The following is a 26553-nucleotide window of genomic DNA, read 5'->3' on the forward strand; positions in this document are numbered from 1 at the left end:
TCAACACTCCTAGAAAAGATAGAATTCTTCCGTTATTTTCCTATACCATTCCGAGCGGTTTCCCTGCGAATCCATCATCATTTCAACATGCTCTTCATAAGGCGAAATGCGATGCTTTGCAAAACTCAGCATAAAGCGCTTTGGCTGCTTGCGTTCTACCGTCTTTACACCACACTTCCGTATAAGATAAAAACCTAATATACAAGACTCTGCAACAAACTGTTCCACTACTTCTACGGGAACAATTGCAGAGAAAATACCGTCATCAGAAAGTAACCGTTTTACACCCGCAAACAAATCGCGAAACGGAAGACTGTCCGTATGTCTCGCCATCGTCCTCTTACTGTCCGGATTTTTCAAGCTATCAACAAAGAACGGAGGATTACTCACTATCGCATCAAAAACACCGGCAGCCTTCAAACCTTCAGCAGTTTCCAAAGCCTCAGCAGTTTTCGAAACACCGGCTCCCCCGAAATCCTGCAGTCTGCAGCATTCTATTTCCACCCTACCGCGAAACGGACTTGCCATCACATTCTCCCTCGCCTGTCCGCAGGCATCAGCATCCATATCAATCCCTACGACCTCAGCTTCAGGAAAACGCTGCGCCATCATGAGCGAAATCAGTCCCGTTCCGGAACCAATGTCCAGAATCCGCCTGCCACCTTGCGCCCATGCACCCAGCAAAACGCCGTCAGTTCCCACTTTCATGGCACAACGGTCTTGCTCTATCTCAAACTGTTTAAATCGAAAATTACCCATAAATTCTTCTGTCTCTTTACAGAAGAAAACGAATGCGCCGCCGATTTATTTTATCGCAAACAGCAGAAATTGACGCTTCTACCTGCAAAAAGCAGCTACCCACATCTATAAAAACGGGTACTAATATAGAGAAAAAACACTTTTATTATTAAATAATCTATCATCTTCCACGATATTTCATAAAAAATGAGTACCTTTGCACGGAAAATAGAAATCATAACAAAATGGATAATAGAAGAACAAGTACCCGAATACAAATGATTGCAGACTACGAGGGCGACCCGAAAACCCTGATCGAAGACCAGGAAGAAGGCTTGTACCCTACCCTCTGCATGCGAGATATTGTAGTTTTCCCTACCAACATGACCCCTATCGTTGTGGGCAGAAAGGAAAGTCTGAATCTCGTCCGGATGCTGGAAAAGAAACCAGACACCATATTCTGCGTATTCTGTCAGAAGAATAAAGATACAGAATCGCCCTACGAAGAAGACCTCTACCCTGTAGGTGTCTTCGCCAAACTCATCAAGGTGATTAAGATGCCTGGCACAGAGCAGATGAGCATCATCATCCAGGGTCTGGGCAGATGTCAGATGAAACATCTCGTTCAAAAAGAGCCTTACACGGTAATTGATGTAAAAAGTCTTCCGGAGAAATGGCCTGACGAGAACAACGATGAACTCTTCAGAATGCTCTACGAGAACTTCCATTACGAAGCGACAGACTATATCAAATCAAGCGCCAACTATACTGATGAGGCCATCCAGGCCATCAACGAACTCTCGAGCATTCACATGCAGTGCAACTTCATGTGCTCCCTCCTCCCTTTCTCCATCGAGGATAAAATCAAGATGCTGAAAGAGGAAAATCTCAGCGAGCGCATCATGATTGCCATCAGATCTCTGAACAAGGTGCGCCATCTGCTACGCATCCAGACTGAGATTGAGAACAAAACCCACTACGACCTTGATGAACAGCAGAAGGAATACTTCCTCAAGCAGCAGATTAAGAACATCAGGGAAGAACTGGGAGAAGGCAACGCCAGTCCGGAGAAAAAGGAGATTCTGGAGAAGGCGAAACAGAAGAACTGGAGCGAAGAGACTGCCAAGATTTTCAAGAAAGAAATTGCCAAGCTCGACACCCTGAACCCGCAGAGTCCTGACTATTCGATACAGATAGGATTCCTGCAGACCATGGTAGATTTGCCTTGGAACTCCTACACTCAGGACGACCTCAGTCTGACGCGTGCCAAGCGCATTCTGAACCACGACCACTACGGCATGGAGAATGTGAAGGAGCGCATCCTGGAATTCCTCGCCGTAAGAGCACTGAACGGCGGCGGCAAGAGTCCTATCCTCTGCCTCTACGGTCCTCCGGGCGTAGGAAAGACCAGTCTGGGCAAGAGCATCGCAGCAGCCATGAAGCGCAAGTATGTACGCATGTCGCTGGGCGGTCTGCACGATGAAGCCGAAATCCGCGGTCACCGCCGCACCTATGTGGGAGCCATGCCGGGCCGCATCATCAAGAACATGCTGAAGGCAGGCAGCAGCAATCCGGTATTCATCCTCGACGAGATTGACAAGGTGGCGCAGAGCAATTTCAACGGCGACCCTGCATCAGCCCTGCTCGAAGTGCTGGACCCGGAACAGAACAATGCCTTCCACGACAACTATCTCGATATGGATTACGACCTCTCCAAGGTGCTCTTCATCGCCACAGCCAATGACCTGAGCGTCATTCCGCGTCCGCTCCTCGACCGTATGGAGCTGATAGAGGTAGGTGGCTACATCACCGAAGAGAAGACAGAGATTGCCAAGCGCCATCTCGTACCGGAAGAGCTGGAAAGCACCGGACTCGACAAGGTTTCGCCGAAGGTAAGCTTCAACAAGAATGCCCTCGAATTCATCATCGAGCATTACACCCGTGAGAGCGGCGTAAGACAGCTGAAGAAGCAGATAGACAAGAGTCTGCGCAAGATGGCTTACAAACTTGCCTGCAACCAGGAGCTGAAGAACTACACCATCACCCCTGCCGAAGTAAAAGACCTGCTGGGCAATCCGCCGTTCAACCGCGACATTTACCAGGGCAACGACTATGCAGGAGTGGTAACCGGACTAGCCTGGACCTCAGTGGGCGGCGAAATCCTCTACATCGAAACCTCGCTCAGCAAGGGCAAGGCTGGCAAGCTCACCCTGACCGGAAATCTGGGCGACGTGATGAAGGAATCAGCCATTATCGCACTGGAATACGTCAAGTCGCACATCGACCTGCTCCAGGTAGACTACCGCATCTTCGAGCAGTGGAACATCCACATCCACGTGCCTGAGGGAGCCACCCCGAAAGACGGTCCTTCTGCCGGAATCACCATCGCCACCAGCATCGCCTCAGCCATCACCCAGCGCAAGGTGCGTGCCAACACAGCCATGACCGGCGAGATAACCCTCCGCGGCAAAGTGCTCCCGGTAGGCGGAATCAAGGAGAAGATTCTGGCAGCCAAGCGGGCAGGAATCAAGCACATCGTGATGTGCAGGGAGAACCAGAAGAACGTAGAGGAAATACCGGAGAAATATCTCAAGGGCGTAGACTTCCACTATGTAGAGAATGTGGCTGACGTCTGGCAGTTCGCGCTGACCGACGAGAAGGTGAAAAACCCGACAGACTTCAGCATTGAGGAAAATGATAAAAAAGAATAGAAATGAAATTTGAATTACAAGTAACAGATAAAGCAAGCGATGCGCGTACAGGCATCATCACCACCGACCACGGACAGATCAAGACCCCAATCTTCATGCCCGTAGGAACCGTAGGAAGCGTGAAAGGCGTCCACTTCGAGGAACTCAAGAAGCAGGTCATGGCACAGATTATCCTCGGAAATACCTATCACCTCTACCTGCGCCCAGGTCTTGACGTCATTAGGGCAGCAGGCGGCTTGCACAAGTTCAACGGCTGGGACCGTCCTATCCTCACCGACAGCGGCGGCTTCCAGGTCTTCTCGCTCACCGGCATCCGCAAGCTCAAGGAAGAAGGCTGCGAGTTCCGCTCCCACATCGACGGCAGCAAGCACTTCTTCACACCGGAGAATGTAATGGACACCGAGCGCATCATCGGAGCCGACATCATGATGGCCTTCGATGAATGTCCACCGGGACAGAGCGATTACCAGTACGCCAAGAACAGCCTCATGCTCACCCAGCGCTGGCTAGACCGCTGCATCAAGCGGTTCAACGAAACCGAGCCCCTCTACGGCTATCAGCAGAGTCTCTTCCCTATCGTTCAGGGCTGCACTTTCCCGGACCTGCGCCGCGAAGCAGCCAAATACATTGCCGACAAGGGAGCCGACGGAAATGCCATCGGCGGACTTGCCGTAGGAGAGCCTACCGAGGTGATGTATGAGATGATAGAAGTAGTGAACGAAATCCTGCCGAAAGACAAGCCGAGATATCTGATGGGCGTAGGAACTCCGCAGAACATCCTCGAAGCCATCGAGCGCGGCGTAGACATGTTCGACTGTGTAATGCCGACCCGCAACGGCCGCAACGCCATGCTCTTCACCTATCAGGGCACGATGAACATGCGCAACAAAAAGTGGGAGAAAGATTTCAGTCCGGTAGATCCAGACGGCTGCGACATCGACCTCGTAACCACGAAGGCCTACCTCCACCACCTCTTCAAGGCACAGGAGCTGCTGGCGATGCAGATAGCCAGCATCCACAACCTCTCTTTCTATCTGCGCCTCGTGACCGATGCCCGCCATCATATCGAGCAGGGCGATTTCGTGGCATGGAAGAATTCCATCATCGACCAGCTTGGCCGAAGAATTTAAGTAAGCAAGCATCATGAAAGATTTTAAGAAAATAAGAAAACACCGCCGGCTCTACCGCACCGGCCGATGGGCTTCCCGCAAGTTCGGGTGGCTCATCAGGGCTGTACGCTGGCTGGCTCACAAGCTCCGGTTCCTGCGCATATTCCGGTTTCTCAACCCGTTCAGGTACATCAAGAAGCTCGACTGGTACATTATCAAGAAGTTTCTGGGCTACTATTTCTTCTCCATCGCCCTGATCATCTCCATCGCCATCGTCTTCGACTTCAACGAGAACCTGTCAAAATTCACAGAGCACCATGCACCGGCGCGCGCAATCATCTTCGATTACTACGCCAACTTCGTGCCCTATTTTGCCAACCTCTTCAGTGCGCTGTTCGTGTTCGTGGCGGTCATTCTCTTCACCACCAAGCTGGCAAGCAATTCCGAAATCATCGCCATCCTGGCGTCGGGAGTATCCTTCAAGCGTCTCCTTCGCCCATACATGATTACCTGCGTGCTGCTCTCAGCCCTCTCCTTCGGACTCTCAGCCTACGTCATTCCCCACGGAACCGTCATCAGGCAGAACTTCGAGACGATGTACAAGAACAAGAAGAAGAATACCAGTGCCGAGAATGTACAGCTGCAGGTAGACAAGGGAGTGATTGCCTATATGCAGCATTACGACAACAGCATGAAACGCGGCTACGGATTCTGTCTCGACAAGTTCCAGGACAAGAAACTCGTAAGCCACCTTACAGCGATGGAAATCCAGTACGACACCATTTCCGACAGCAAGTATCACTGGCAACTGAGCAACTGGAAAATCCGCAAGCTCCAGGGCATGAAGGAGCATATTACGAGCGGAGCCCAGAAGGACACCACCATCATGATGGAACCTACCGACCTGGTCTATTCCAAGGGTCAGCAGGAAACCTTCACCAGTCCTGAGCTCCGCGATTACATCTCCAAGCAGATCAACCGCGGTTCGGGCAACGTAGTGCAGTACGAGGTAGAATACCACAAGCGCATCGCCTCTTCCTTCGCCTCATTCATCCTCACCATCATCGGTGTCTCCCTCTCAGCCCGCAAGCGCAAGGGCGGCATGGGAGCAGCATTGGGCGTAGGACTTGCGCTGAGTTTCGGCTACATCATGCTGCAAACGGTTTCTGCCACCTTCGCCATCCAGGCCAACTTCCCGCCTGTTCTGGCAGCGTGGCTTCCTAACTTCCTCTTCGCCATCGTAGCCTACTTCTGCTACCGCAAGGCACCGAGGTAATTATCAATTAATAATTAAGAGTTTATAGTTTATAGCAGCTGTGCCCCCCCTATAAACTATAAACCGTAAACTGTAAACTATAGAAGAATGTATTTCGACGAATTAGATTTAAACGACAACGTGCTCGACGCATTATATGACATGCGCTTCGACACATGCACTCCAGTACAGGAAAAGTGCATTCCAGAGATATTAGAAGGTCACGATGTCTTGGGTGTAGCCCAAACCGGAACCGGCAAAACCGCAGCCTATCTGCTCCCAGTATTGAGCAAGCTCGATGACGGCGGTTATCCTAAAGACGCCATCAACTGCGTCATCATGTCACCAACCCGCGAGCTCGCACAGCAGATAGACCAGGCGATGCAAGGCTTCGGCTATTACCTGCAGGGCGTGAGCAGCGTAGCCGTATACGGCGGCAACGACGGCAACCGTTACGATCAGGAGTTGCGCAGCCTCCGCATGGGCGCCGATGTAGTCATCGCCACCCCGGGCCGCCTCATCTCCCATATCTCTCTGGGCAATGTAGACCTCAGCAAGGTAAGCTTCTTCATCCTCGACGAAGCCGACCGCATGCTCGACATGGGTTTCTCTGACGACATCAAGACCATCGCGTCAAAACTGCCAAAGACCTGCCAGACCATCATGTTCTCGGCAACCATGCCTGAGAAGATAGAAGAACTGGCTAAGACCCTGCTCAAGAATCCGGTAGAAATCAAACTTGCCGTCAGCAAGCCAGCCGAGAAAATCAAGCAGGAAGCATACGTATGCTACGAAACCCAGAAGATGACCATCCTCAAGGACATCTTCAAGGCAGGCGACCTGAAGCGTGTCATCGTCTTCAGCGGCAGCAAATTCAAGGTGAAGCAACTCGCAGCTTCCCTCCAGCAGATTGGAGTAAACTGTGGAGCCATGCACAGCGACCTGGAACAGGCTGAGCGCGATGATGTAATGTTCAAGTTCAAGAGCGGACAGTATGATGTTCTCGTAGCTACCGACATTGTGGCGCGCGGAATCGACATTGATGATATTGAGATGGTCATCAATTACGATGTTCCTCACGATACAGAAGATTACGTTCACCGCATCGGCCGTACAGCCCGTGCCAACCGCGATGGTAGAGCCATCACCTTCGTGAGCGAAGAAGACCAGTACTGGTTCCAGCAGATAGAGAAGTTCCTGGAGAAGGTGGTAGACAAGATGCCTCTCCCTGAAGGATGCGGCGAAGGTCCTGAATACATCAAGCTTAACAAGCCGAAGAAGAAAGGCGCAAACGGAAGAAACAACAGACGCGGAAACAGCGGAAACGGCGAGAGCGGAAAGAACAGCGCCAAGAACCGCCGACAGAAAGACCGCGACCAGACTTCTCACAAGCGCAAGCCAAACAAGCCAAACGAGCGTCAGGAAAAAGCACCACGCAGCAACGAGCAGCAGCCTCAGCAAGGTAACAAGCAGCAGAACGCAAAGCAGCAGCCTCAGCAGGGCAACAGGCAGCAGAACGCAAAGCAGCAGCCACAGCAGGGTAACAGGCAGCAGAACGCAAAGCAGCAGAACAGAAAGCCAGCCCAGCCAGGCGAGCAGCCAAAGAACAGCAACAGCCAGAAGCGCCGCAATAACAGCAACCAGCAGCGCCCAGGCACCGAGAACAATGTTCGCCCAGGCAGCAACGGCCGTGGCAGAGGCGTAGCCCAGAAAAAGGGCGACAAGCCGGCGGCACGCAAGCACACCCCTATCGTAAATCCACAGAAGAAAGAAAACGCTGTGAAGAAATTCATCAAGCGCATCTTCGGATTCAAGAAATAGGTAAACAATCATCTTTTTAAAAAAGGAAAGAGGAACGATGAAAGAGCTACCCCTCACCCCGCTCATGACCATCAGCCTCACACTGACGATCGGAATCATCATAGCCAAATGGGGCTATGATGATTTCAATATGCGCTTCTGGCTCATCATCTCCATCATTTCATGCGCCCTTGGCAGCATCATCTTTTTCCTTACTGAGTTCTTAAGCCAAAAAGCTTACTTCAGCAGGAGCCACCAGTTTCTCATCTTCTCCCAATGCGTGATGATTCATTTATGCATCCTGAGCCTTGGGGCTTTTCTTACCTGTAAGCAAATAGCTGATTCCCAAACCTCTACACAACTGAAAAACTGGCAGGAACTGCCTTACCTCACACGGGCAAAAATCAATACCGAACGCTATAAAAGCAATATTGAAAGCAAACTGGTTTCCCTTCACGTAAAACAGCAAGACTATGCAGTCATCGCAGCCATGGCGCTGGGCGACAAGAGCGCACTCGACTCGAACACCCGAAACAGTTACTCCATTTCCGGAGCCAGTCACATCTTGGCAGTAAGCGGACTTCATATAGGCATTATCTTCCAGCTTTTCATCTTTCTGCTAGGCGGCAGAAAGTACTCAGTTTACACCATCATCCTGTCCCTCATCTCCATCTGGACCTACGTTTTTCTCATAGGATTGCCGGCAAGTGCAGTCCGTGCAGCCATCATGCTTTCAGCCTACAGCTTAAGTTTAGCTTTCCATCGTACCAGTCTGCCGCTCAACACATTAGCCTCAGCTTATATATTTATGCTCTTCATCAGTCCGCTCTATCTATTCGAGTTGAGTTTCCAGCTTTCGTTCCTGGCAGTAGCCTCCATTCTGCTGCTCTTCACACCCCTTTACACCCTCCTCCACATCCGCAGCCGTTTCATCCGTTGGGCATGGGGACTCCTTTGCGTTTCACTGGCAGCCCAGATAGGAACCCTTCCGGTCATCGTCTACACGTTCGGCAGAATATCGTGCTATTCACTTCTCACCAATTACATCGCCATTCCCGCAGCAACCCTCATCCTATATCTTGGAGCAGCATTAATCCTGTTCTCCCCACTCACGTTATGGGCGCCCATAGCACCGGTTGTCGCCCCACTCATCAGCCTTACATCAGGCGCCCTGACCAGCATCACCCAGTTTTTGAATACAGCCATAAAACTGATCAGCATGCTGCCTGGAGCAAGCATCGAAAACGTAAGAATCAGTCTGCCTCAGGTAATCGGTCTCTACGCTATCATCCTGCTCATTTATGCCCTATGGCGCAGGATAGATAAACAGAAGTCGTCAGAATGCAAGATTCCCTAAAACGGAGATAAAGGCTTAAACCCCGAAAAACGTCTCTTATATAATAAGGTGTTCGTACACAAAAGCGCTACAAATCGAGGCTAAGAATGTTAAAAAATAACTTTTTCATACTTTTTCTGCATTTTTTCTTTCTTTTTGTTGGTGTTTTCAAGAAAAACATGTATCTTTGCAATCAGAAATTAAAAATAAGAATTTAAACACAATAAAAGATTAAAGATTATGAAAGCATCAGAAGTCATCGCGAATCTCCAAAGAAGATTCCCAAATGAGCCTGAGTACATTCAGGCAGTTAGTCAGGTTCTCGGTACTATCGAGGAAGAGTACAACAAGCACCCAGAGTTTGAGAAGGCAAACCTCATCGAGCGTCTCTGCATTCCAGACCGCATCATCCAGTTCCGCGTATCTTGGGTAGATGATAAGGGCAACGTACAGACTAACATGGGTTACCGCGTACAGCACAACAACGCGATTGGCCCTTACAAGGGAGGTCTTCGTTACCACAAGTCAGTAAACTTGGGTATTTTGAAGTTCTTGGCTTTCGAGCAGACATTCAAGAACTCTCTTACTACTCTCCCAATGGGTGGTGCTAAGGGTGGTTCCGACTTCTCTCCACGTGGCAAGAGCAATAACGAGGTAATGCGTTTCTGCCAGGCTTTCATGACAGAGCTTTATCGTCACATGGGTCCAGACGAGGATGTTCCAGCTGGTGACATCGGTGTAGGTGGCCGCGAGGTAGGTTACCTCTTCGGAATGTACAAGAAGTTGACACACCAGTTCCAGGGCGTCTTGACCGGTAAGGGTCAAGAGTTCGGCGGTTCATTGATCCGTCCTGAGGCAACAGGTTACGGTAACGTATACTTCCTCTGCAACATGCTCGCTACCAAGGGTATTGACATCAAGGGCAAGACTGTTTTGGTTTCAGGTTCAGGTAATGTAGCCCAGTACACTATGGAGAAGTTGCTCCAGTTGGGTGCTAAGCCAGTTACATGTTCAGATTCAGACGGTTACATCTACGACCCAGACGGAATCGACCGCGAGAAGCTCGATTACATCATGGAGCTCAAGAACGTAGAGCGTGGTCGTATCAAGGAGTATGCTGAGAAGTATGGTGTAAAATATGTTGCGGGTGCTAAGCCTTGGTTTGAGAAGGCAGACATCGCTCTCCCATCAGCTACTCAGAACGAAATCAACGAGGAGGCAGCCAAGGCTCTCATCGCCAACGGCGTAATCGCAGTAAGCGAGGGTGCCAACATGCCTTCTACTCCAGAGGCTATCAAGGTATTCCAGGATGCTAAGATTCTCTACTCTCCAGGTAAGGCAGCCAACGCAGGTGGTGTTGCAGTATCAGGTCTTGAGATGAGCCAGAACTCAGAGCGTCTGAAGTGGTCTCGTGAGGAGGTTGATGCTAAGCTTCACGACATCATGAACGATATTCACGCTAACTGCGTGAAGTATGGTACTGAGCCAGACGGTTACGTAAATTACGTAAAGGGTGCAAACGTAGCCGGCTTCCTGAAGGTAGCTAAGGCTATGATGGCTCAGGGCATTGTATAAGGCTAGAAAATTTACAATAAACATTGTTTTAAAATTTAAAATGTTAGGAAATAGCGGGTCTGTGACAGATCCGCTATTTTTTGTGTCTACTCCTTCCCCCACTCCTTCTTTACATCAAAGCAGGGACAGGCTTTGTTGGCAAATTCATTATGACCATGAATCGTGGCTAATGGATATTCCTCCTTCAGCTGCTCGATGAGCGAGCGCATTGCCGCTTTCTGTTCTCGGGTTCTTGTATCCTTCGGCTTGCCTTTCTTTGATAAGCCGCCGATGTAGCAAATGCCTATACTGATGGAATTATGGCCCTTGCAATGGGCACCTACCTCCTCTATCGCACGGCCTACATGAATGCTGCCGTCACGATAAATCACGAAATGATAACCTATGCAGCGCAGTCCGCGCTCCCGGTGCCAGCGGTCAATATCCGCTACGGTGAAGTTGCGACCTTCCTTGGTCGCACTGCAATGAATGATGATTTCCTTTATCTTACGCATGATATTGAATATTAATTATTGAAAAATAAGCAGATAATTGAAGGGGATTTCGTCAACACCCAAATCCCTGATAAACAGATTGATTCTGCACGGTAGATGCTTTTTCTTCATCCTCTTGAATTCCTCATCCAACAACTGGCAAAATGCATTATAGCATTCTTCTGATTGCGTAACGATTCCGGTATAATGAGACTTGCCCAGAATGATACTCTTGTTTCTCAGACGTAGCGGACCGTTGCCAGGCACGAAGCGAGCTCTGCGCCTAACAGTACGAGGTACGTAATTGGATCTTAACAGAATAACAGGCTTGATAACAATTTCATATTTTCCTCTTTCATACTTATTTTTCTTCTTTGTCTCCGACACCTTCTTTTGCTTGGTAGGAATAAGAGAAATCTTATAACGTCCTGCTGGCAAATGACGGTTAGGACGTTCTAAGGTGTCGCAGAAAATCTTGCCACCTATAACCATTGTGCCATCCACACTCCATGGAGTGAAGCGACGGCGGAATATATTGATGTTCATGATAATTTACAATTAATAATTGATAATGAATAATTGGATCAAGGCCGGCCATTAAGGCTGATTTAAGAACCCGAAAAACTTGATGACACTTAGTGACCTTGACCCTTAATAACCCTCCAAAATTATATGGTAGGCGAAACTTTCTGATAATGTCTGTCTGGCAATACGCTGATTAAGCCCTGGCGTTTCCAGTTTTTCAGCATCTGTTTCACTGATTCATGAGTGGCACTTGCCCCTTTAACAGCAACACTCTGCTGCTCTGCCTGTTCGAAGGTGAAGGTTACATCCAGACATTCGAAGATGGAATCATTCTTACCCCGACGACAACGGTCCCAAGCAGATTGACAGCAATAATCCTTTGATGAGAAAGCCTCTTCAATACGGCTACGGAAGAAGTAGAGCGCATTATCCAACTGATAGTCAGCCAGCACATCAAAGACATTCAGCATAGTTGGTGTCTGCATCTTTACGAGCATTCCCTTCCACAAGTCAGGTGACTCCTTCAGCTGTTTCTCGGCTCCATTGAAACCATGCTTCTGAATCAGCGTTTCCAGAACCTTGCAGAGCATGATGCAGGTCATCAATCTCATGGTGGTTGGACAGATACGGAAACGCTGGCGGGCTTTCACCTTGTCGTCATTTTTCATTGTTTCCAGTCTTATCTGTTCCAGCCATTTTCTACCCTTTTCCTCCAGCTTCGGCAGCACTACCTCACCCGACATCAGCGGCAGCAGATGAGCTATCTGAATAATGCGGTCGCGCTGACGTTCGTTCATTACATGCATGTTGTCAGAAAGTGGAGTGAAGGTATTATCGGGCGTTTTTGCCACGATGATACGGCTCTGGAAACCATCCGTATAATTGCTTACCACACGATAGAGCGCATCAGGCGTTCCACACATCACTACGTTCCATAACAGTCTGTCTATATGAACATTCACTGCATCCGCACTTCTTGCTTCACGCTCATAGCTTGTTCCGTCATAAGCCTGTCTCAACATGACTGAAAAGTCGCTCATCGCCGATTTCCACTTCTGCGCTACGGTGTCAGCTTCCGGAGTAAACGAGAAGGCGTGCTTGCCTTCTGTGTTCGCCAGTCGTTCAGCCAGATTCGCCACCGTATTGTTCAGTGTCAAGCATCTTACAGGCAGTTTCGGCTCTTCCGGCTGCTCCTTCTTGTTCTTGGCTGCACGTTTCTTGGCTCGCCATTCATCCTCCTTCTGCAGATACATTTTGTCCATTTCCTTCACTTCCGAAGTCCATGCGTCAATCACGGGGTCAATACTTCCCTTGCCAGATGCGAAATCACCAGCGATGTAGGAGATGAGGTTCAGCGAGTTCATCTTGCCGTGAACGGAAACCTTCACGCCAGTTGCGAGCATTCCGATGGCAGGACAGATGGCTGTGATTACAGGCAGTGCCAGTGCCGGACCCACTGCGCTGATGGAATCCCGAATGCCTTGCGGCAACTTAGGCAGCGCATTATAATAGAACAGATCATCCTTGGCGTTAGCCTCGTCCAGCGCATTTACCAGCGCCTCATTGTCAGTCGCCGAACCACCACCCGCATTTCCCTGTTTCATTCGTTCCTGACGGATGGTAGAGAGCACATCCTTCAGCCGCTTAGGCATTTGTGTGATTTTCTCGTTTAATGCCGAGTTGATGCAAGCCATCTTTTCCTGCTCGGGAAACCCATCGTAGCAGGGAATAATCTGAGCCAGCAGATTGCGGTCAAAACCACAGATGTGGCGCAGGTTCACAGCCAGCTCAAAGGTCAGCGTATTGCGGTTGGAGCGCATCGGCTCCTGCCCATCATTATACATCTGCCACCACTTCTTAATGATTTCCCCATAAGGAATCCCAAGATAATTGTCCTGAGCAGCAGAAGTAGTTGAAGTAGCAGAAGTTGCTGCAGCAGAAGTTGACGCAGCAGAGGCAGAAGCAGCAGAAGTAGAAATTCTCGAATTCTTAAATTCCTGCCCCTTAAAAACCCCTTGAGAATCCTTCTTGAATTCTTCCTTCCAAGGCTCATAATGCTTGTTTGCCTTGTGCGCCCCTTCCGGCAGTTCCTCCTGTCCGTATCTTTCACGCTCTTCCAGCACTTTCCCTTCAGCAGCCACGGCAGCCTCATCGTAAGCATCCTTGAAGAGCCGTGGCGAAAGGAAGAGCAGATCTTCGTCATCCGATGTGGTCGTGAAGTAAACCCGATTGATGTCGTGAGCCGAAGTATCCATTTCGCACTTGAGCATCGTAGCAATCCTCACCTGATTCTCCAGAACCGTCTTGCCCTTTTCACGTTCAAACACCGCATGTCCACCTTGTCGTGCACTGCGTTCCAGCATCAGCAGTCCGTACTTGTCCGGTTCCTTCAGCAGCAGCTTGGCGGCCTTGGCGAAAGCCTCCGGCTCATCCATATCAAACCCGAATGCACAGCTTGGCAGTTTCATTCCCTTCACTACCCCTTGCGGATAATGGCCGGAATAATTAAACTGTACCAGTCTCCGTTTCGCAGCATCGTTTCCGGCACGTGCCAGACGAAGATTCGCCTTCTGCTCATTGCTTCCACGCAGCTGCTTATACTCCTCTTCCGAGGTAATGGAGCGGGCAACCTTGTGCCCATTCTCCACCTTAATTAAATAACAACTCATCTATCTTTTCCTTATCGTTTCAATTGATAATCCACAACTGCATCAGCAGCCTCTTCTGCCTCCTTCACGAGAGTATTGGCGATATTGATTCCCTCGTTGCAAAACACCTTCAAGGTAAGCTGAATAGCTCCGTCCTTGGTTTTACTTACACGTCCGTGAGCCAGCTTTCTGATCAGCTCCGACTGCGAACGGATTCTTGGTTTCGCCACAAAGTCGAAAGTACCATCCGTCAACTGCTGGGCAATGCCCTGCGAGCGGAATCCCTCCACCTTGTTTCTCACCCCTTCTTCATCTGGTGAAAACATGAAACACTTGCTCTCATCATAGAAAGCCATACCACCGAGCTGCACATGCTGGCAGCCGTTCATCTGATTATTCTGTACATTAACCGTCTTTTTCATAATCTTCTTGAATTAAAAAATTAGGTTGAACGAAAGAAGTGTCGTAAGTTTCAGTTTGCGCAAATTATCCCGGGACAATTCTCACGCCACCTATTTCAATTCAAGATTAGTTACTAGCCAAGTTTCACGATGTCCGTAACCAGGATGTCTTGATAAACCTGACCATTATACTCACGAGTCGTAAAGCGGAGCGTAACCGCTACCAATGTTCCCGGAGCAAACTTGCACTGGGCAATGTTGCCGAGCATTGCAGCAGCATACTGGTTCTCATACTTGCCGCCCATCTCCTGGAGAACAATGTTGCATTTCATCATCTGTCCGTTCTCACTCTTCTGACTCTGCACAGCGAAGGTCTCGCCCTGCTGCACCACTCTCATAATCTGAGTATACATATTATATAATTGTACGAAGAGGTTTCAAGAGCACCAAACCATTTCAGCGTTGTCTTGTTTCTTCGACGCTGCAAAGATATAATGATTTCCAAACGTAAAAGCAAAAAAAATCCTCCACGAATCCGTTTGGGGGATGTGGGGGATATAGTTTATATTTTTAGGGGATACTATTGGGGGATACTATCTGAACTTTTCCACTCTTTTTGTATTTATCACCGTTCCCGGCTTAGCATACTTGGCGTCTTGAAATTCATCATCCAACTTGTCAGCAATCTCTCTGTAAATGTCACAACATTGTGGCGCATCACAATCAGCAAGTGTCCATTCATTATAGTCATTTTGCTTGAAATAAGAATTTATCTCATGAAAATCGGCCGTAGAACATTTTAGTAAGGTACTGAATGCAGAATTGATCTGGTCAATGAAAAGACGCTGAGTTGACTTCTTCAGCCAATTCTTGTTGAAGAAAACCTTATAAACAATAAACCAATGTTTCTGGGCGTTGAGCGTTTTGTCTTCGATTAAGTCTTTAAGTTTAAGCATCAGCTTGTCTACATCCACATTCTCCTTGAATGCGATGTTCTTGAATACGGCTTCAACCTTCATTCTGCTATGCTCCTTGGCAATCTGATAAGAAAGATACTTATCGAGAAAATCGTAAATATCGTTGTAGGTCTGTTCTTTCTGTTCCAGAATATAAGCAACAATCAGTTTGATATTCCTGCCATTGTTGTGAAATACCTGTCCGAATCGGCAAGCGAAAAGAATATTAGCCCGTTCTACGACAATGGTATTCTTCAGCTGGGTAGCATCAGGATAGATAAGCGCTTCATCCTGGCTGTCCTGCATGTAGATTAGCTCCAATCTCTCCTCATTTTCCTCACGATAACGTTTCAGTACCTTCCAGAACAGGTCTTCGTAATAGGTTTCACTGATGAAGGATTGTCTGAAACCATGAAATCCCTCATCAAGCATGAGGATGATGTCATTGATCATTTTGCGCATTTCTTCTCCTTCATAGTCTTTATAGTTGGTAAGCATAGGTTCCAATTCTATCTTAACCTGATAGAATCGCTCTTTCTTATCATCCAGCAAAGACCATGCAATATTTTCTTTCAACAAATTCAGTAAATCGAAAATATCTCTCACATAATTACGCAAGATTAGTTTCCAGGCTGTTATTACTTCCTCTTTGTTTGTTTCCACTTCTTCTTTGCCCAAAAGGCGAAAGCTGAATTTGAATCGGGCGGCTTTATCTTCCAGCAATGTCAGTTGCTCATCTTGTTCCTCTGTCTGCATATTACTTTTCTAGGTTTGTTTGTTATGTTGTTTAAATAAGCGGCATGGGGTTCCCTGTAAGTACCGGTATTCGGGTACCTGCAAGAACCTTCGGTAAGGTACAAACAAGTACTGCCCACGCCGTAGAGGAGTGGACGCCTTGCTGTCACCGTCTTCTTACCGAATTTCTGAATTGCAGGTTCTGAATACCGTAGAAGTGCAGATAATCAGCGTCAATATTCTAATATGTTATTTTCTTTCTGTTTACTTTCTGTTTCTTACTTCAAATTTTAAAGGGTTTATACTACGTTTTCTTCATCATCCGCCCAGTGGTCGCATTGGCGCATCACGGTTTCCAGCGCCTTTTCTGCACCCTCTGGTGGATACTTATACTTCTTGAGCAGTCGCTTCACCATCACTCGCATCTTCGCCCTCGCCGATTCCTTCCGGTTCCAGTCGATGGTGCGGTTGCGGTGCAAGACTTCTGTCAGTTCCCGGGTCAGCGCCACAAACTCCTCGTCGGAGTAAGCCTGCCGCACTCCTTCGGGCGTGGAGAGCGCATCATAGAATGCCTTCTCCTCGGGCGAAAGTCCCAGGTCGTTGCCCTCTGCTTCTGCCTGCTTCATCTGCTGAGCCATCTTCAACAGCTCCTCTATCACTTCCTCGTTGGTGAGCAAGCCCTTCAGATAGTTGGAGAGACTCTGGCTGAGCATGTCGGAGAAGAGGTCGCTCTGAACCACGTTGGTCTTCTGCTGCTGCTTGATTTTCTCTTTCATCAGTTTGGTGAGCAGTTCCACCGCCAGATTCCGCTCCTTCATGTTCTTCACCTCCTGGATGAAGGCGTCGTCGAAGAGCGAGAACTCTATCTGGCGGTCGCCGAAGAGATTGATGACTCCATCGGTCTTCACACTCTGACGGAGCAGGTCGCCGATGCGCTCGTTGATTTCATGGCGGCTGATCTTGCCCTTCTGCGAGAGTTTGAGCATCATCACGCGCAGCGCATCCATATAGCACACCTCTGCCTTCTGCTGCTCATTCAGAAGCGAACGGCAGAGCGTGGTAGCGTTGTGAAGCAGATTGCTGTGCTCCATGAAATTCTTCTTGCGCTGAACCATGGCTGGAGAGCTCAGGAAGTTGGCTCCGCTCGTAATGGCGAAGGCACACTTCGAGTTGTCCTGTTCGAAGAAGCCGGAATAGTCGAAACCATGAAGCTGGTCTCGGCAGATTTCCATCTCTTCCTTCCATTTCACCAGGGCGGTCTTGGCGATGTCGGGGTCTCCGAAGCGGCGGCGGTCACGGTTGGTGTACTGCTGCATGGCACTCTTCAGCGCCTGCGCAATGCCTACGTAATCCACTATCAGTCCGCCTTCCTTGCCCGGGAACACCCGGTTCACACGGGCTATTGCCTGCATCAGGTTATGACCGCTCATCGGCTTATATACGTACATGGTGGCGAGCGACGGAACATCGAAGCCCGTAAGCCACATATCTCTTACGATGGCGATTTTCATCTCATCGTCGTTGTCCTTGAATTTTCTTGCCAGTTCCTTCTTGTAGGCTTCGTTGCCGATAATCGGCTGCCAGTCTTCGGGGTCCTGGTTAGAACCGCTCATCACCACCTTTACCTTCTCCGTCCACTGGGGGCGAAGTTCCAGCATCTTGCGGTAGATTTTGATGGCGATGCTTCGGGTCAGTGCCACAATCATTGCCTTGCCGGTGAGTTCCTGCGCACGGTTTTCCTCGTAGTGCTTCACAATATCCCTTACCAGTGTGTCGATGGTGGCGTCTTCACCCAGGAGTACTTCCAGTCGGCTGTGCTCCTGCTTTGCCTGCCTGATTTGCTCCTCGGTGGCTCCCTCATCGGCCAGGTTGTCGAACTCATCGTTCAACAGGTTCATCGTGTCTTCATCGAGGTTCAGGTTCACCACACGGCTCTCGTAATAAACCGGACGGGTGGCGCCATCGTCTACCGCCTGACTCATGTCGTAAACGTCGATGTAATTGCCAAACACCTCCTCCGTGTCTCTGTCACGGTCGCTGATAGGCGTTCCGGTGAAGCCGATAAATGAGGCGCCTGGCAGGGCTTCTCTCATCTTCTGGCTGAATCCCTTCTTCATCATCAGACTTTTGTTGTCCCAGTGCTCCTCGCCGTATTGAGAGCGGTGTGCCTCATCGGTCATCACGATGATGTTGCGGCGGGTGGAGAGTGCCGAATCGCCTTCTTCAAACTTCTGAATGGTGGTGAAGATGATTCCCCCACTCTTTCGGTTACGCAGCAGATTACCCAGGTCTTCACGGCTCTGGGCGTTCTGTGGTTCCTGACGAAGGAAGTTCTGGCAGCGGCAGAACTGACCGAAGAGCTGGTTGTCGAGGTCCTTGCGGTCGGTTACTACCACGATGGTTACTTCGGGCAGTCGCTGCACCAGCTGGTGGGCGTAGAACACCATGGAGAGGCTCTTGCCCGAACCCTGCGTGTGCCAGAACACGCCGATTTTTCCGTTGCCTTCCACTGCGGTACGGGTGCGCTGCAGAGCTTTGCCCACGGCGTAGTACTGGTGGTAGGCGGTAAGAATCTTGGCGTATTTGCCCTGGTTCTTGTCGAAGCAGATGAAGTTCTGCAGGATGTCGAGCAGTCGCTGCTGCTGGAACATGCCGAGGAAGAAGGTGCGATAGTCGGCAAAGAGGGTTGACTCGTATGAGCCGTCTATGGTCTTCCATTCCATATAGCGTTCCAGCTTGGCGGTGATGGTTCCGGCACGGGTCTCGCTCATGTCGCTGATTACGTTGAAGGCGTTGTAGCTGAAGAGGCTTGGAATGCTCTGCTGATAGTTCTTGATCTGCTTGTAGGCATCTTCTACGGTTGCATCTTCGGAAATGGCGCTTTTCAGCTCCACCACCACGAGGGGCAATCCGTTGACCATCACCACCATATCGCAGCGCTTGTTCTTATACTCTTCTACTCGCCACTGGTTCACCACCTTGAAGAGATTCCTTTCGGGGTGGTCGAAGTCGATGAGCCTCATCAGGGCTGTACGTTCTTCTCCATCCTGCAGGAATCCCACCTCCAGACCGTTTTGCATCCAGAGTGTAAACTGCTCGTTGTTCTGTTCTAAAGTTCCGGTGCTGATGTTGGTAATCTGCTTGATTCCTTCATCCATTGCATCGGATGGCAGTTCAGGATTAAGTCGTCGCATCGAGGCGACCAAATCGGCACGATAGAAAGGCTCCTTATAGTCGCGCTCCACCTCGTAGCCACATTCGTACGCATAGCCGAGTTCGTCCCGGAACAGGGCAATGAGCGTTTGCTCGTATGCGTCTTCGGTGAATTTCTTGTCGTCTGCCATAATGTTATATTTTTTAATTTTCTTTCTCGTTATTTTTTCGTTGCTCTTCTTATTCCGGGATTTCCAGCTCGCCTGACATGAGGCGAGGGAGAAGGGTGTCGCGGAGAAGGGAGAGGGTGCGAGATTCTTTATCATTCATTTTTCTTTTATTGTAGATTGGACATAATGTCTCATCATACATTTCTAGGACCTCATGGGTTGGTATTAGAATCTGCATCTTATTCAATCTTGCAGCCGTATTGGATGGAACAGAAGTTCCTTCATTCATTTTACTAAAATCGAAACGCTTAATATAATTATAAACGTATTTCATTACATAGTCCATCTTAGGAATACTAAAGAACATAGTATCTACCGTCCAGAATTTCTCGCAGACGTACATAATATTATCCAATGTTCCTTTTCTAGGTATTAAAACGGATTCTCCATTATAGAGCCAAGAATTGACAAATCGCATTAATCCACCAGATCCGTAGACGGGAAAAGTTCCATCTTCTAATTTCTTATGATCTTTACCATATTTTATGGTTATTAAATCTTCCAATGTCCCTACTCGCCATCCTTCCGGAATCATTCCCAATTCACTATCCACGAACTTACCATCCTTGAAAGGCTCAAAGTCAACGAACCAATTCTTGAAAATAGCCTGCGCCATCTCCTCCAAATCAGCATTGATCTTGTTGTTCAACTCTATCTTGCGGTCGAGAGCAGAAAGGATGGAGGCAATGCGGAGCTGGTCTTCTAACGTTGGTAGTTTAATAACAAAATCTTTAACTATATCCGTTTTCAGATTCATAAAAACACTACCATTAGCTTGATTAGAAAGTCTTCTGCGAATGTTTATAAACACATAATACAAAAAAACTTTATCTATACCATCTAAATCACGTATTATCAACCATCCATCATGCACGCAAGCTTCTATTGCCATGAATTTGGGTAACCCGGGCGTAGCACTATTTGAGACTATTAAATCTCCAGGATGAACTATTCTACTCTTGGATACACCTTCTTTTATAATGTATTCTGAAGTGCTGCTAATGTAACGAGATGATATTCCAGTTGCATCAGCAATTTTCACCCATGGCATTCCTTCTTTTGAAATGAATTTCTGAATTGGTCTTGGTGAAGCTCCCCTTTGAATACTACACACATCCCCCAATCTAACTTCTTTCCACTCCATACTTACACCTCCCATCCAATTTTCTTCAACTGCAATCTAATCTCTTCTTCCTGCTTCTTGCTTTCCTCAAACAGCTGCTTCAGCTCCCCGGTGAGATTCGTCATTTTCTCCTCGAAAGGCACTCCGTCGCCTTCGTCTTCGGCGATTCCTACGTATCTGCCAGGAGTCAGAATGAAGTCCTGAGCAGCAATCTGCTCGGTGGTGCATACGGCACAGAAGCCCTTTTCATCCTCCAAGGTTCCCTGCTGGAAAGCATGGAAGGTGTCGGAGATTTTTTTAATATCCGTATCAGGCATCAGCTCACGAAGCTTGCGGGTTACCATTGAGCCTAAGTTGCGGGCGTCGATAAACACGGTCTTGCCCTTCTGCGCCTTGTTTCGGCTGATAAACCAAAGACTTACAGGAATACCCGTACTGTAGAACAGCTGCGAAGGCAAAGCCACGATTCCCTCTACCAGGTCGGCTTCGATGATGGCTTGGCGAATCTGACCCTCGCCGCCACTCTGACTCGAAAGCGCACCATTCGCCAGCACCAAACCAATCTTGCCATTAGGAGCCAGATGGTGAATCATGTGCTGCATCCACGCAAAGTTGGCGTTGCCAGCTGGTGGCAACCCATACTGCCAGCGCACATCTTCCTGAAGCGCACTCTGTCCCCAGTCGCTGAGGTTGAAAGGAGGATTGGCAAGAATGAAATCTGCCTTCAGCGTTGGGTGCTGGTCATCATAGAATGTGTCGGCAAAGACATTGCCCAGGTTCGCATCCAAGCCACGGATGGCAAGGTTCATGTGCGCCATCTTCCACGTATCAGGGTTTGCCTCCTGACCGTAGATACTGATTTTGCGCAGGTTTCCCTTGTGGCGCTCTATAAACTTGGCGCTCTGTACAAACATACCACCGCTTCCGCAGCAAGGGTCATAGACTCTGCCCTCGTAAGGCTCCAGTATCTCTACCAGCGTGCGGACAATGCAGGAAGGCGTATAGAACTCGCCACCATTCTTGCCCTCTAAGGATGCAAACTGCTGCAGACAGTATTCGTAGGTTCTGCCCAGCAGGTCTTTCTCCTCGCCAGCATCGTGCATTTCTATGTTCGTAAAGAGATCTACCACATCGCCCAGACGACGCTTGTCCAGCTCCGGACGGGCGAAATTCTTAGGCAGAATGCCCTTCAGTCTTTCGTTTTCACGCTCAATGGCGGTAAGTGCTTCATCTATTATCACGCCTATTTCCGGTGTGTGGGCAGCAGCACTAATCTTGCTCCATCGGGCTTCAGCAGGCACGAAGAAGATGTTCTCGGCAGTGTATTCGTCCTTATCTTCCGGGTCGGCGTATTCGTCGCCCTGCAGCTCCAGGAACTTCTGTTCGAAGCGGTCGCTGATGTATTTCAGAAAGATGAGTCCGAGCACAACGCCCTCGTATTGCGAAGCGCTGAGATTGCCTCTCAGAATGTCGGCAGCCTTCCATATTTTCTCTTCGAAACCAATGCTGATTGTATCTTGTTTCTTAGCCATAATTTATTTATTTTCTACGAGCACAAGTTTCCAGTCCTCATTCTGCAGAACGAGGGTTCCGTTTGTGTCCGTAATGTTGAATATCTGATTATCTATCTGTATTTTGTTCTCCTTTATTAAATAGGTGTAGTTACCGCAAGCAACGTTTTCGGTGGTTGTTTGGGTAATTTTACCGTTTGAATCGAATTGGTTCACTTCCTTCGTTTCGGAGAAATAAATAGCGTCTGAGGTGAAACGGCAGAACAAAGGAGCCTCTTTTACGTCGATAAAGAGGCTTCCAACGCGCTGATAAAGGGCTGAAATCTGCCAATTATGGGCTAAAAATGTGGTTTTGTAATCAAAAACCTCTGATTTTTCTGTTTCTTCGTCGCTAGAACAGGCGGTGAAAGAAAGCATAAAAAAAGCGACTATTATCATATAAAAAGAAGATAATATTCGCCTACGGATAAATACATGCTGACTTGGAGTTAACTTTGCCTGAGCAAAATTACCCCCCCCTAAAGCCTTATACGTCAATGAGTTATATATTTTCATCTTAGTATTGTTATTATGTAGTTTCTAGCTTTCCGGACTATTGCTACGTCAATATTTTGTTAATTGCTAGCAAAGATAATAAAAAGTTAGCAAACCCAAGAATTTTATCACGTTATTTAACGGAAAAATGCAAAATATGGAGGTTAGGAAGATGTTTTACCCCCTCTTCTAAGGGTAAAAAATGCCCCTCCTCGGACGTGAAACCATACTCCAAAGGTAGGTATTTTTGACAAATACAAAGAATTGGGATGGAGGAAATGAGCACTAGAGCGGTGCAATATGCAGTATTTCTCACCAGAGAATGTAGATTATCATTATACACACATAAATAAAGCACAACTGATATAAACTTTCATAACCATCTCATACACAAGTGATTTAGAACTATCACACACTCTAACAAACAATCCATTCAAGCATTACACTTAGTGGGTCATTAGGTCAAAGTCATTTAGGGTCATTATGTTTTCCGAGAGTTAAAAAGTCACTATAGTATATATAAATAAATATTTATATATACTATAGCAAAGAAAGTGACATTTACTTTTCCAAATGACCCTAAATGACATTGACACCAAATGACCCCTTTTCATTTCTTCAGCTACTTCCGAGTCTTTTCTTGCTTTTTCATTGTTTCTGCAATAAAGTTCAGATAAAAAACCAATAGAACTTATTGTATTACAGCCACTTATAGCTTTTCTCGCATAGAAAGTCAGGGTGAAAGCTTGTATTCTGCCCGAAAATGTTGTATCTTTGCACCGGCAATCGAAAGAACAGCCTTTTGTGCCTTGCTCGGGTCTTCTATTAAGACCTAGACGGGTCATAAATGATGGCAGGCGCCGGTCATCAATGAAGACCCCGAAAACGGCAGGAACGGGGCGTTCTGGGGAGTTGCAAAACAAAGGACTCTAAACATACTACAAACGACTATGATTAATTACAGCATCGTAATGCGTAGCGTGAACGCAAATCTTCTGGAAATCAACCAGGCTAAATCACGCATCAACCAGGCGAAGAAGGAGGGTAAGAATCCTGACCAGAAAGACCTGGAACTCGTGAAGACTGAGAAGCAGAACGCTTTTGCTATCTCGCAGTACACCGACATCATGACCATCGAGAAGTTTGCCAAGCACATCACTTCACATGGTAGTGTCTATTCGAGAGCCGACATCAGCGCCATCCTCTACATTGCCGTAGACTGCATGCGTGAGATGTTGCTTGAGGGCAAGAAAATCCGTCTGGGCGATCTTGGTGATTTCTCTCTCCTTCTCACCTCAAAGGGTGCCGAGGATGCTGACAAGTTCACCGCACAGAACATCACTGGCGTGAAGGTTCAGTGGGAGCCTGGTCAGGAGTTCAAGAACCTTCGCGATGACGCCGAGTTCAACCTCGTAGCCAGCCGCAGTGCTCAGGCAGCCGTTATCAAGGCGATTAAGGAGGGTAAGACCAACGTAGACCTCAACGCACCAACCACTCCGGATAATACGCCAGGCGGTTCTACCCCAGGTGGTTCAAACACCGGTCAGACCGGTAGCGAAGGCCAAGGCTCTGAATCAGGCGGCGGCACTACCGGCAAGGACGATACTGGCAACGGCCTTGAATAGCCCAAGGATAGACTGGCTAGGGTGCTAGCCCCTAGCCCAGCCTATCCGCCCACAAAAAATTCAACATTCAACACTCAACATTCAACATTCAAAAAAATGAAAGCGAACACTTGGAAAACAATTCTTCAGATAGCCATCAGCATTCTGACCGCTATCGCTACTACGCTCGGAGTAACGAGCTGCATGGGATAAAAAATCGGGTAGGAGGTAAATGCTAATCATAAAAGGCATTTGCCTCCTATTTTCACATTTACCGACCTCCCACACCACCGTACGTGCGGTTCCGCATACGGCGGTTTCGTGCTTTCTCATCTTGCGATGTGTGGCAAGTTGATTTCAGTTATCCCTATGAGTAGCGTCACTTCTATCCTATTGTCGGATTCCGTCCTATCGTCTTGGATAGAGAGTTCCTTTCGGACATCTGACGAGGAGTCTCACAAGGTAACATTCAATTACTATTGCACTGCACGATTCAGTCCTTCCCTATAAGCACACGTGCCTTGGGTACTATGACCTCTGCTGACTTCTCACGGCAAGCTTTACTCCGTCATGGTACATCGAATGATTCATCTTCACCCATGCGTCCGTGAGACCTCCTCGGATAAGGGCTTATTCTTTCCATCTTATACCCACTTCATTTACACCAACCATTCCGAATAGCTATAGGACTTTGATTTGTTTGGCAATCTCATCCATGGTCAAATGCCTTATATGAAGTTTCTGTACGTTAGGTCAGATGTTTGCCGCCAGCTTCTTTCTGATTCCACCTCGCAGTGGACACCCTTGCTATTGGCTATACAATTCCCGCTATTAGGGCTTGTTAGGGACTTGCACCCATTAGAATAAGCTCATGCCGAGCATACAAATAAAAGAGAGGAGAGGATCTCTCTCTTCTCTTATTTACTGAGTTTCGCAAGTGGTTCCAAGAACGGGTTTAAGGCCTAAAAGCTCCTGAAGCAGCACGCCCTTTTAGGGCGTGTGGGGCTTACTTGCTTTTTCAGGGCGTATAGGTTACTATCCATACCTATCGGGAAAACTGCAATCGGCAAATACCATACTTTTAGCCTTTACATAATAGAACGGATTTGCTCCTGGGTCAGACCTGTTATTTCCATAATGGTGTTTTCATCCATGCCCTTTGCCAGCATTTTTTTTGCAATTTCCAGCCTCTTTTGGTTCATACCCTTCTCCATTCCTTCAGCAAGCCCCTCTTCTTTTCCTTGGACTAAGCCTTTCTCCATGCCTTCAGCAAGCCCCTCTTCTTTTCCTTGGGCTAAGCCTTTCTCCATGCCTTCAGCAAGTCCTTCTTCTTTTCCTTGGGCTAAGCCTTTCTCCATGCCTTCAGCAAGTCCCTCTTCTTTTCCTTCTCGCTTGGCGGTATCAATCGAATTCTTGATGTCACGATATGCCATCTTGCTGGCTTCATATTCACGCTGCTCCTGCGGAGTAAATCTAGCAATCTCGGCTTCTTCAAAAAGTCGGTCGAAGACCTTGTCGTATAAAGCCTTAGGACGCTGGGTGAGCTTGTAGAGGTTCTTAAGGGCATAGAGCCACTTGTCGTAGAGCGTTTCCAACTCCTCAAGCGATTTGTTGAACTTGGATATTTCCACGTAGATGAACTCCAGCTTGTCGTAGAATACCTGATGCGTGGCAGTATCACAGAGCTGTACATGATGGCGAATTTCCTCCTTATCAAAGGCCTCTTCGTTCATTCTGAAGTTAAGCAGGGCTATCGTGTAAATATGATTGAGCTTGAAGTCCCATTCGTTACCCTTGGGTGCCTGCTCACGAATCGGGAAGGTGGAATAGAACAGAGCACGGTCTTTGAAGTAGGTCTGATACGCATTCTGCATTTCAACGATAAACTTCTCGCCGTTTTCTCCTTCACAATATACATCGAAAATAGCTTTTCTGTCGGTGTAGAGGTCGCCCACCTTCTCCGGATTCAGGAACGAGACATCCTTTACAACTTGTCTTCCATTGAACAAGCTGTTGAGGAAGCAGATGAGTAAATCCTTATTCATTGCCGTTCCGAAAATGCGCTTGAAACCGAAATCGGTGAGCAAGCTGATATATCTTTCTTCTACCTGTTTCATACTCCTTGCCGTTTTATAT

General features: G+C 48.1%; 20 protein-coding genes. 8 read left to right on the forward strand and 12 right to left on the reverse strand.

Going from position 1 to position 26553, the window contains the following annotated elements:
* Positions 1-9: 9 nt before the first annotated feature.
* Positions 10-759: a tRNA1(Val) (adenine(37)-N6)-methyltransferase gene (locus ACWJAO_RS02785; protein ID WP_449139185.1), complete on the reverse strand. Its 750-nt coding sequence runs from the start codon at positions 757-759 to the stop codon at positions 10-12.
* A gap of 224 nt (positions 760-983) precedes the next feature.
* Here ACWJAO_RS02785 and lon point away from each other — a divergent pair, with 224 nt between their 5' ends.
* The 6 genes from lon to ACWJAO_RS02815 all read left to right on the forward strand — a co-directional run bounded on the left by lon (position 984) and on the right by ACWJAO_RS02815 (position 10524).
* Positions 984-3449, forward strand: coding sequence for an endopeptidase La (gene lon / locus ACWJAO_RS02790; protein ID WP_287860987.1), 2466 nt, complete (start codon positions 984-986; stop codon positions 3447-3449).
* Between the two features lie 2 nt (positions 3450-3451).
* Positions 3452-4579, forward strand: coding sequence for a tRNA guanosine(34) transglycosylase Tgt (tgt, locus tag ACWJAO_RS02795; RefSeq protein ID WP_006849113.1), 1128 nt, complete (start codon positions 3452-3454; stop codon positions 4577-4579).
* A gap of 13 nt (positions 4580-4592) precedes the next feature.
* The gene (locus ACWJAO_RS02800; RefSeq protein ID WP_287829252.1) at positions 4593-5834 is read left to right on the forward strand and encodes an LptF/LptG family permease; all 1242 of its coding nucleotides are present in this window, start codon (positions 4593-4595) and stop codon (positions 5832-5834) included.
* A gap of 87 nt (positions 5835-5921) precedes the next feature.
* Entirely contained in the window at positions 5922-7634 is a 1713-nt protein-coding gene (locus tag ACWJAO_RS02805; RefSeq protein WP_449139186.1) for a DEAD/DEAH box helicase, read from the forward strand.
* A 37-nt stretch (positions 7635-7671) separates the two neighbouring features.
* Positions 7672-8970, forward strand: a complete 1299-nt coding sequence (locus ACWJAO_RS02810; RefSeq protein WP_449139187.1) for a ComEC/Rec2 family competence protein — start codon at positions 7672-7674, stop codon at positions 8968-8970.
* Between the two features lie 219 nt (positions 8971-9189).
* Positions 9190-10524 (forward strand): NADP-specific glutamate dehydrogenase, encoded by a 1335-nt coding sequence (locus tag ACWJAO_RS02815; RefSeq protein WP_006847509.1) that lies wholly within the window; start codon positions 9190-9192, stop codon positions 10522-10524.
* Between the two features lie 86 nt (positions 10525-10610).
* On the opposite strand, the gene ACWJAO_RS02820 is transcribed toward ACWJAO_RS02815, so the two are convergent.
* From ACWJAO_RS02820 to ACWJAO_RS02865, 10 genes are all read right to left on the reverse strand, one after another.
* Positions 10611-11018, reverse strand: a complete 408-nt coding sequence (locus tag ACWJAO_RS02820) for an N-acetylmuramoyl-L-alanine amidase (RefSeq protein ID WP_217756323.1) — start codon at positions 11016-11018, stop codon at positions 10611-10613.
* Positions 11019-11033: 15 nt separating this feature from the next.
* On the reverse strand, positions 11034-11543 hold the full coding sequence (locus ACWJAO_RS02825) for a DUF5675 family protein (protein ID WP_144155355.1): 510 nt from the start codon (positions 11541-11543) through the stop codon (positions 11034-11036).
* A gap of 122 nt (positions 11544-11665) precedes the next feature.
* A complete protein-coding gene (locus ACWJAO_RS02830) occupies positions 11666-14191 on the reverse strand; it encodes a DUF3987 domain-containing protein (RefSeq protein WP_449139188.1) in 2526 nt (841 codons plus the stop codon).
* Between the two features lie 11 nt (positions 14192-14202).
* On the reverse strand, positions 14203-14592 hold the full coding sequence (locus ACWJAO_RS02835) for a hypothetical protein (protein ID WP_449139189.1): 390 nt from the start codon (positions 14590-14592) through the stop codon (positions 14203-14205).
* A gap of 113 nt (positions 14593-14705) precedes the next feature.
* The gene (locus tag ACWJAO_RS02840; RefSeq protein WP_449139190.1) at positions 14706-14984 is read right to left on the reverse strand and encodes a hypothetical protein; all 279 of its coding nucleotides are present in this window, start codon (positions 14982-14984) and stop codon (positions 14706-14708) included.
* A 180-nt stretch (positions 14985-15164) separates the two neighbouring features.
* On the reverse strand, positions 15165-16283 hold the full coding sequence (locus ACWJAO_RS02845; RefSeq protein ID WP_449139191.1) for a hypothetical protein: 1119 nt from the start codon (positions 16281-16283) through the stop codon (positions 15165-15167).
* 278 nt (positions 16284-16561) lie between these two features.
* Entirely contained in the window at positions 16562-19606 is a 3045-nt protein-coding gene (locus tag ACWJAO_RS02850) for a type I restriction endonuclease subunit R (protein WP_449139192.1), read from the reverse strand.
* Between the two features lie 49 nt (positions 19607-19655).
* Positions 19656-20789, reverse strand: a complete 1134-nt coding sequence (locus ACWJAO_RS02855) for a restriction endonuclease subunit S (protein ID WP_449139193.1) — start codon at positions 20787-20789, stop codon at positions 19656-19658.
* Between the two features lie 2 nt (positions 20790-20791).
* Positions 20792-22300 carry an N-6 DNA methylase gene (locus tag ACWJAO_RS02860; protein ID WP_449139194.1) on the reverse strand — a complete coding sequence of 503 codons (1509 nt, stop codon included), beginning with the start codon at positions 22298-22300 and terminating at the stop codon, positions 20792-20794.
* 3 nt (positions 22301-22303) lie between these two features.
* Complete coding sequence (locus ACWJAO_RS02865) at positions 22304-22834, reverse strand: hypothetical protein (RefSeq protein WP_449139195.1); 531 nt, start codon at positions 22832-22834, stop codon at positions 22304-22306.
* 929 nt (positions 22835-23763) lie between these two features.
* Between ACWJAO_RS02865 and ACWJAO_RS02870 the strand changes: the two genes are divergently transcribed.
* Together ACWJAO_RS02870 and ACWJAO_RS02875 are read left to right on the forward strand one after the other, a co-directional pair.
* Positions 23764-24438, forward strand: coding sequence for an HU family DNA-binding protein (locus tag ACWJAO_RS02870; RefSeq protein WP_449139196.1), 675 nt, complete (start codon positions 23764-23766; stop codon positions 24436-24438).
* Positions 24439-24534: 96 nt separating this feature from the next.
* Entirely contained in the window at positions 24535-24630 is a 96-nt protein-coding gene (locus ACWJAO_RS02875) for a smalltalk protein (protein ID WP_153072405.1), read from the forward strand.
* A gap of 875 nt (positions 24631-25505) precedes the next feature.
* On the opposite strand, the gene ACWJAO_RS02880 is transcribed toward ACWJAO_RS02875, so the two are convergent.
* The gene (locus ACWJAO_RS02880; protein ID WP_449139197.1) at positions 25506-26534 is read right to left on the reverse strand and encodes an Rpn family recombination-promoting nuclease/putative transposase; all 1029 of its coding nucleotides are present in this window, start codon (positions 26532-26534) and stop codon (positions 25506-25508) included.
* Positions 26535-26553: the final 19 nt, after the last annotated feature.

The organism is Segatella sp., assembly GCF_977051555.1.

Coding starts and splice junctions, on each gene's coding strand:
- ACWJAO_RS02820 (WP_217756323.1), bottom strand. CDS start 11,018: ATGCGTAAGATAAAGGAAATCATCATTCATTGCAGTGCGACCAAGGAA.
- lon (WP_287860987.1), top strand. CDS start 984: ATGGATAATAGAAGAACAAGTACCCGAATACAAATGATTGCAGACTAC.
- ACWJAO_RS02825 (WP_144155355.1), bottom strand. CDS start 11,543: ATGAACATCAATATATTCCGCCGTCGCTTCACTCCATGGAGTGTGGAT.
- ACWJAO_RS02880 (WP_449139197.1), bottom strand. CDS start 26,534: ATGAAACAGGTAGAAGAAAGATATATCAGCTTGCTCACCGATTTCGGT.
- ACWJAO_RS02855 (WP_449139193.1), bottom strand. CDS start 20,789: ATGGAGTGGAAAGAAGTTAGATTGGGGGATGTGTGTAGTATTCAAAGG.
- ACWJAO_RS02850 (WP_449139192.1), bottom strand. CDS start 19,606: ATGGCAGACGACAAGAAATTCACCGAAGACGCATACGAGCAAACGCTC.
- ACWJAO_RS02860 (WP_449139194.1), bottom strand. CDS start 22,300: ATGGCTAAGAAACAAGATACAATCAGCATTGGTTTCGAAGAGAAAATA.
- ACWJAO_RS02810 (WP_449139187.1), top strand. CDS start 7,672: ATGAAAGAGCTACCCCTCACCCCGCTCATGACCATCAGCCTCACACTG.
- ACWJAO_RS02830 (WP_449139188.1), bottom strand. CDS start 14,191: ATGAGTTGTTATTTAATTAAGGTGGAGAATGGGCACAAGGTTGCCCGC.
- tgt (WP_006849113.1), top strand. CDS start 3,452: ATGAAATTTGAATTACAAGTAACAGATAAAGCAAGCGATGCGCGTACA.
- ACWJAO_RS02870 (WP_449139196.1), top strand. CDS start 23,764: ATGATTAATTACAGCATCGTAATGCGTAGCGTGAACGCAAATCTTCTG.
- ACWJAO_RS02840 (WP_449139190.1), bottom strand. CDS start 14,984: ATGTATACTCAGATTATGAGAGTGGTGCAGCAGGGCGAGACCTTCGCT.
- ACWJAO_RS02835 (WP_449139189.1), bottom strand. CDS start 14,592: ATGAAAAAGACGGTTAATGTACAGAATAATCAGATGAACGGCTGCCAG.
- ACWJAO_RS02785 (WP_449139185.1), bottom strand. CDS start 759: ATGGGTAATTTTCGATTTAAACAGTTTGAGATAGAGCAAGACCGTTGT.
- ACWJAO_RS02845 (WP_449139191.1), bottom strand. CDS start 16,283: ATGCAGACAGAGGAACAAGATGAGCAACTGACATTGCTGGAAGATAAA.
- ACWJAO_RS02815 (WP_006847509.1), top strand. CDS start 9,190: ATGAAAGCATCAGAAGTCATCGCGAATCTCCAAAGAAGATTCCCAAAT.
- ACWJAO_RS02800 (WP_287829252.1), top strand. CDS start 4,593: ATGAAAGATTTTAAGAAAATAAGAAAACACCGCCGGCTCTACCGCACC.
- ACWJAO_RS02875 (WP_153072405.1), top strand. CDS start 24,535: ATGAAAGCGAACACTTGGAAAACAATTCTTCAGATAGCCATCAGCATT.
- ACWJAO_RS02805 (WP_449139186.1), top strand. CDS start 5,922: ATGTATTTCGACGAATTAGATTTAAACGACAACGTGCTCGACGCATTA.
- ACWJAO_RS02865 (WP_449139195.1), bottom strand. CDS start 22,834: ATGAAAATATATAACTCATTGACGTATAAGGCTTTAGGGGGGGGTAAT.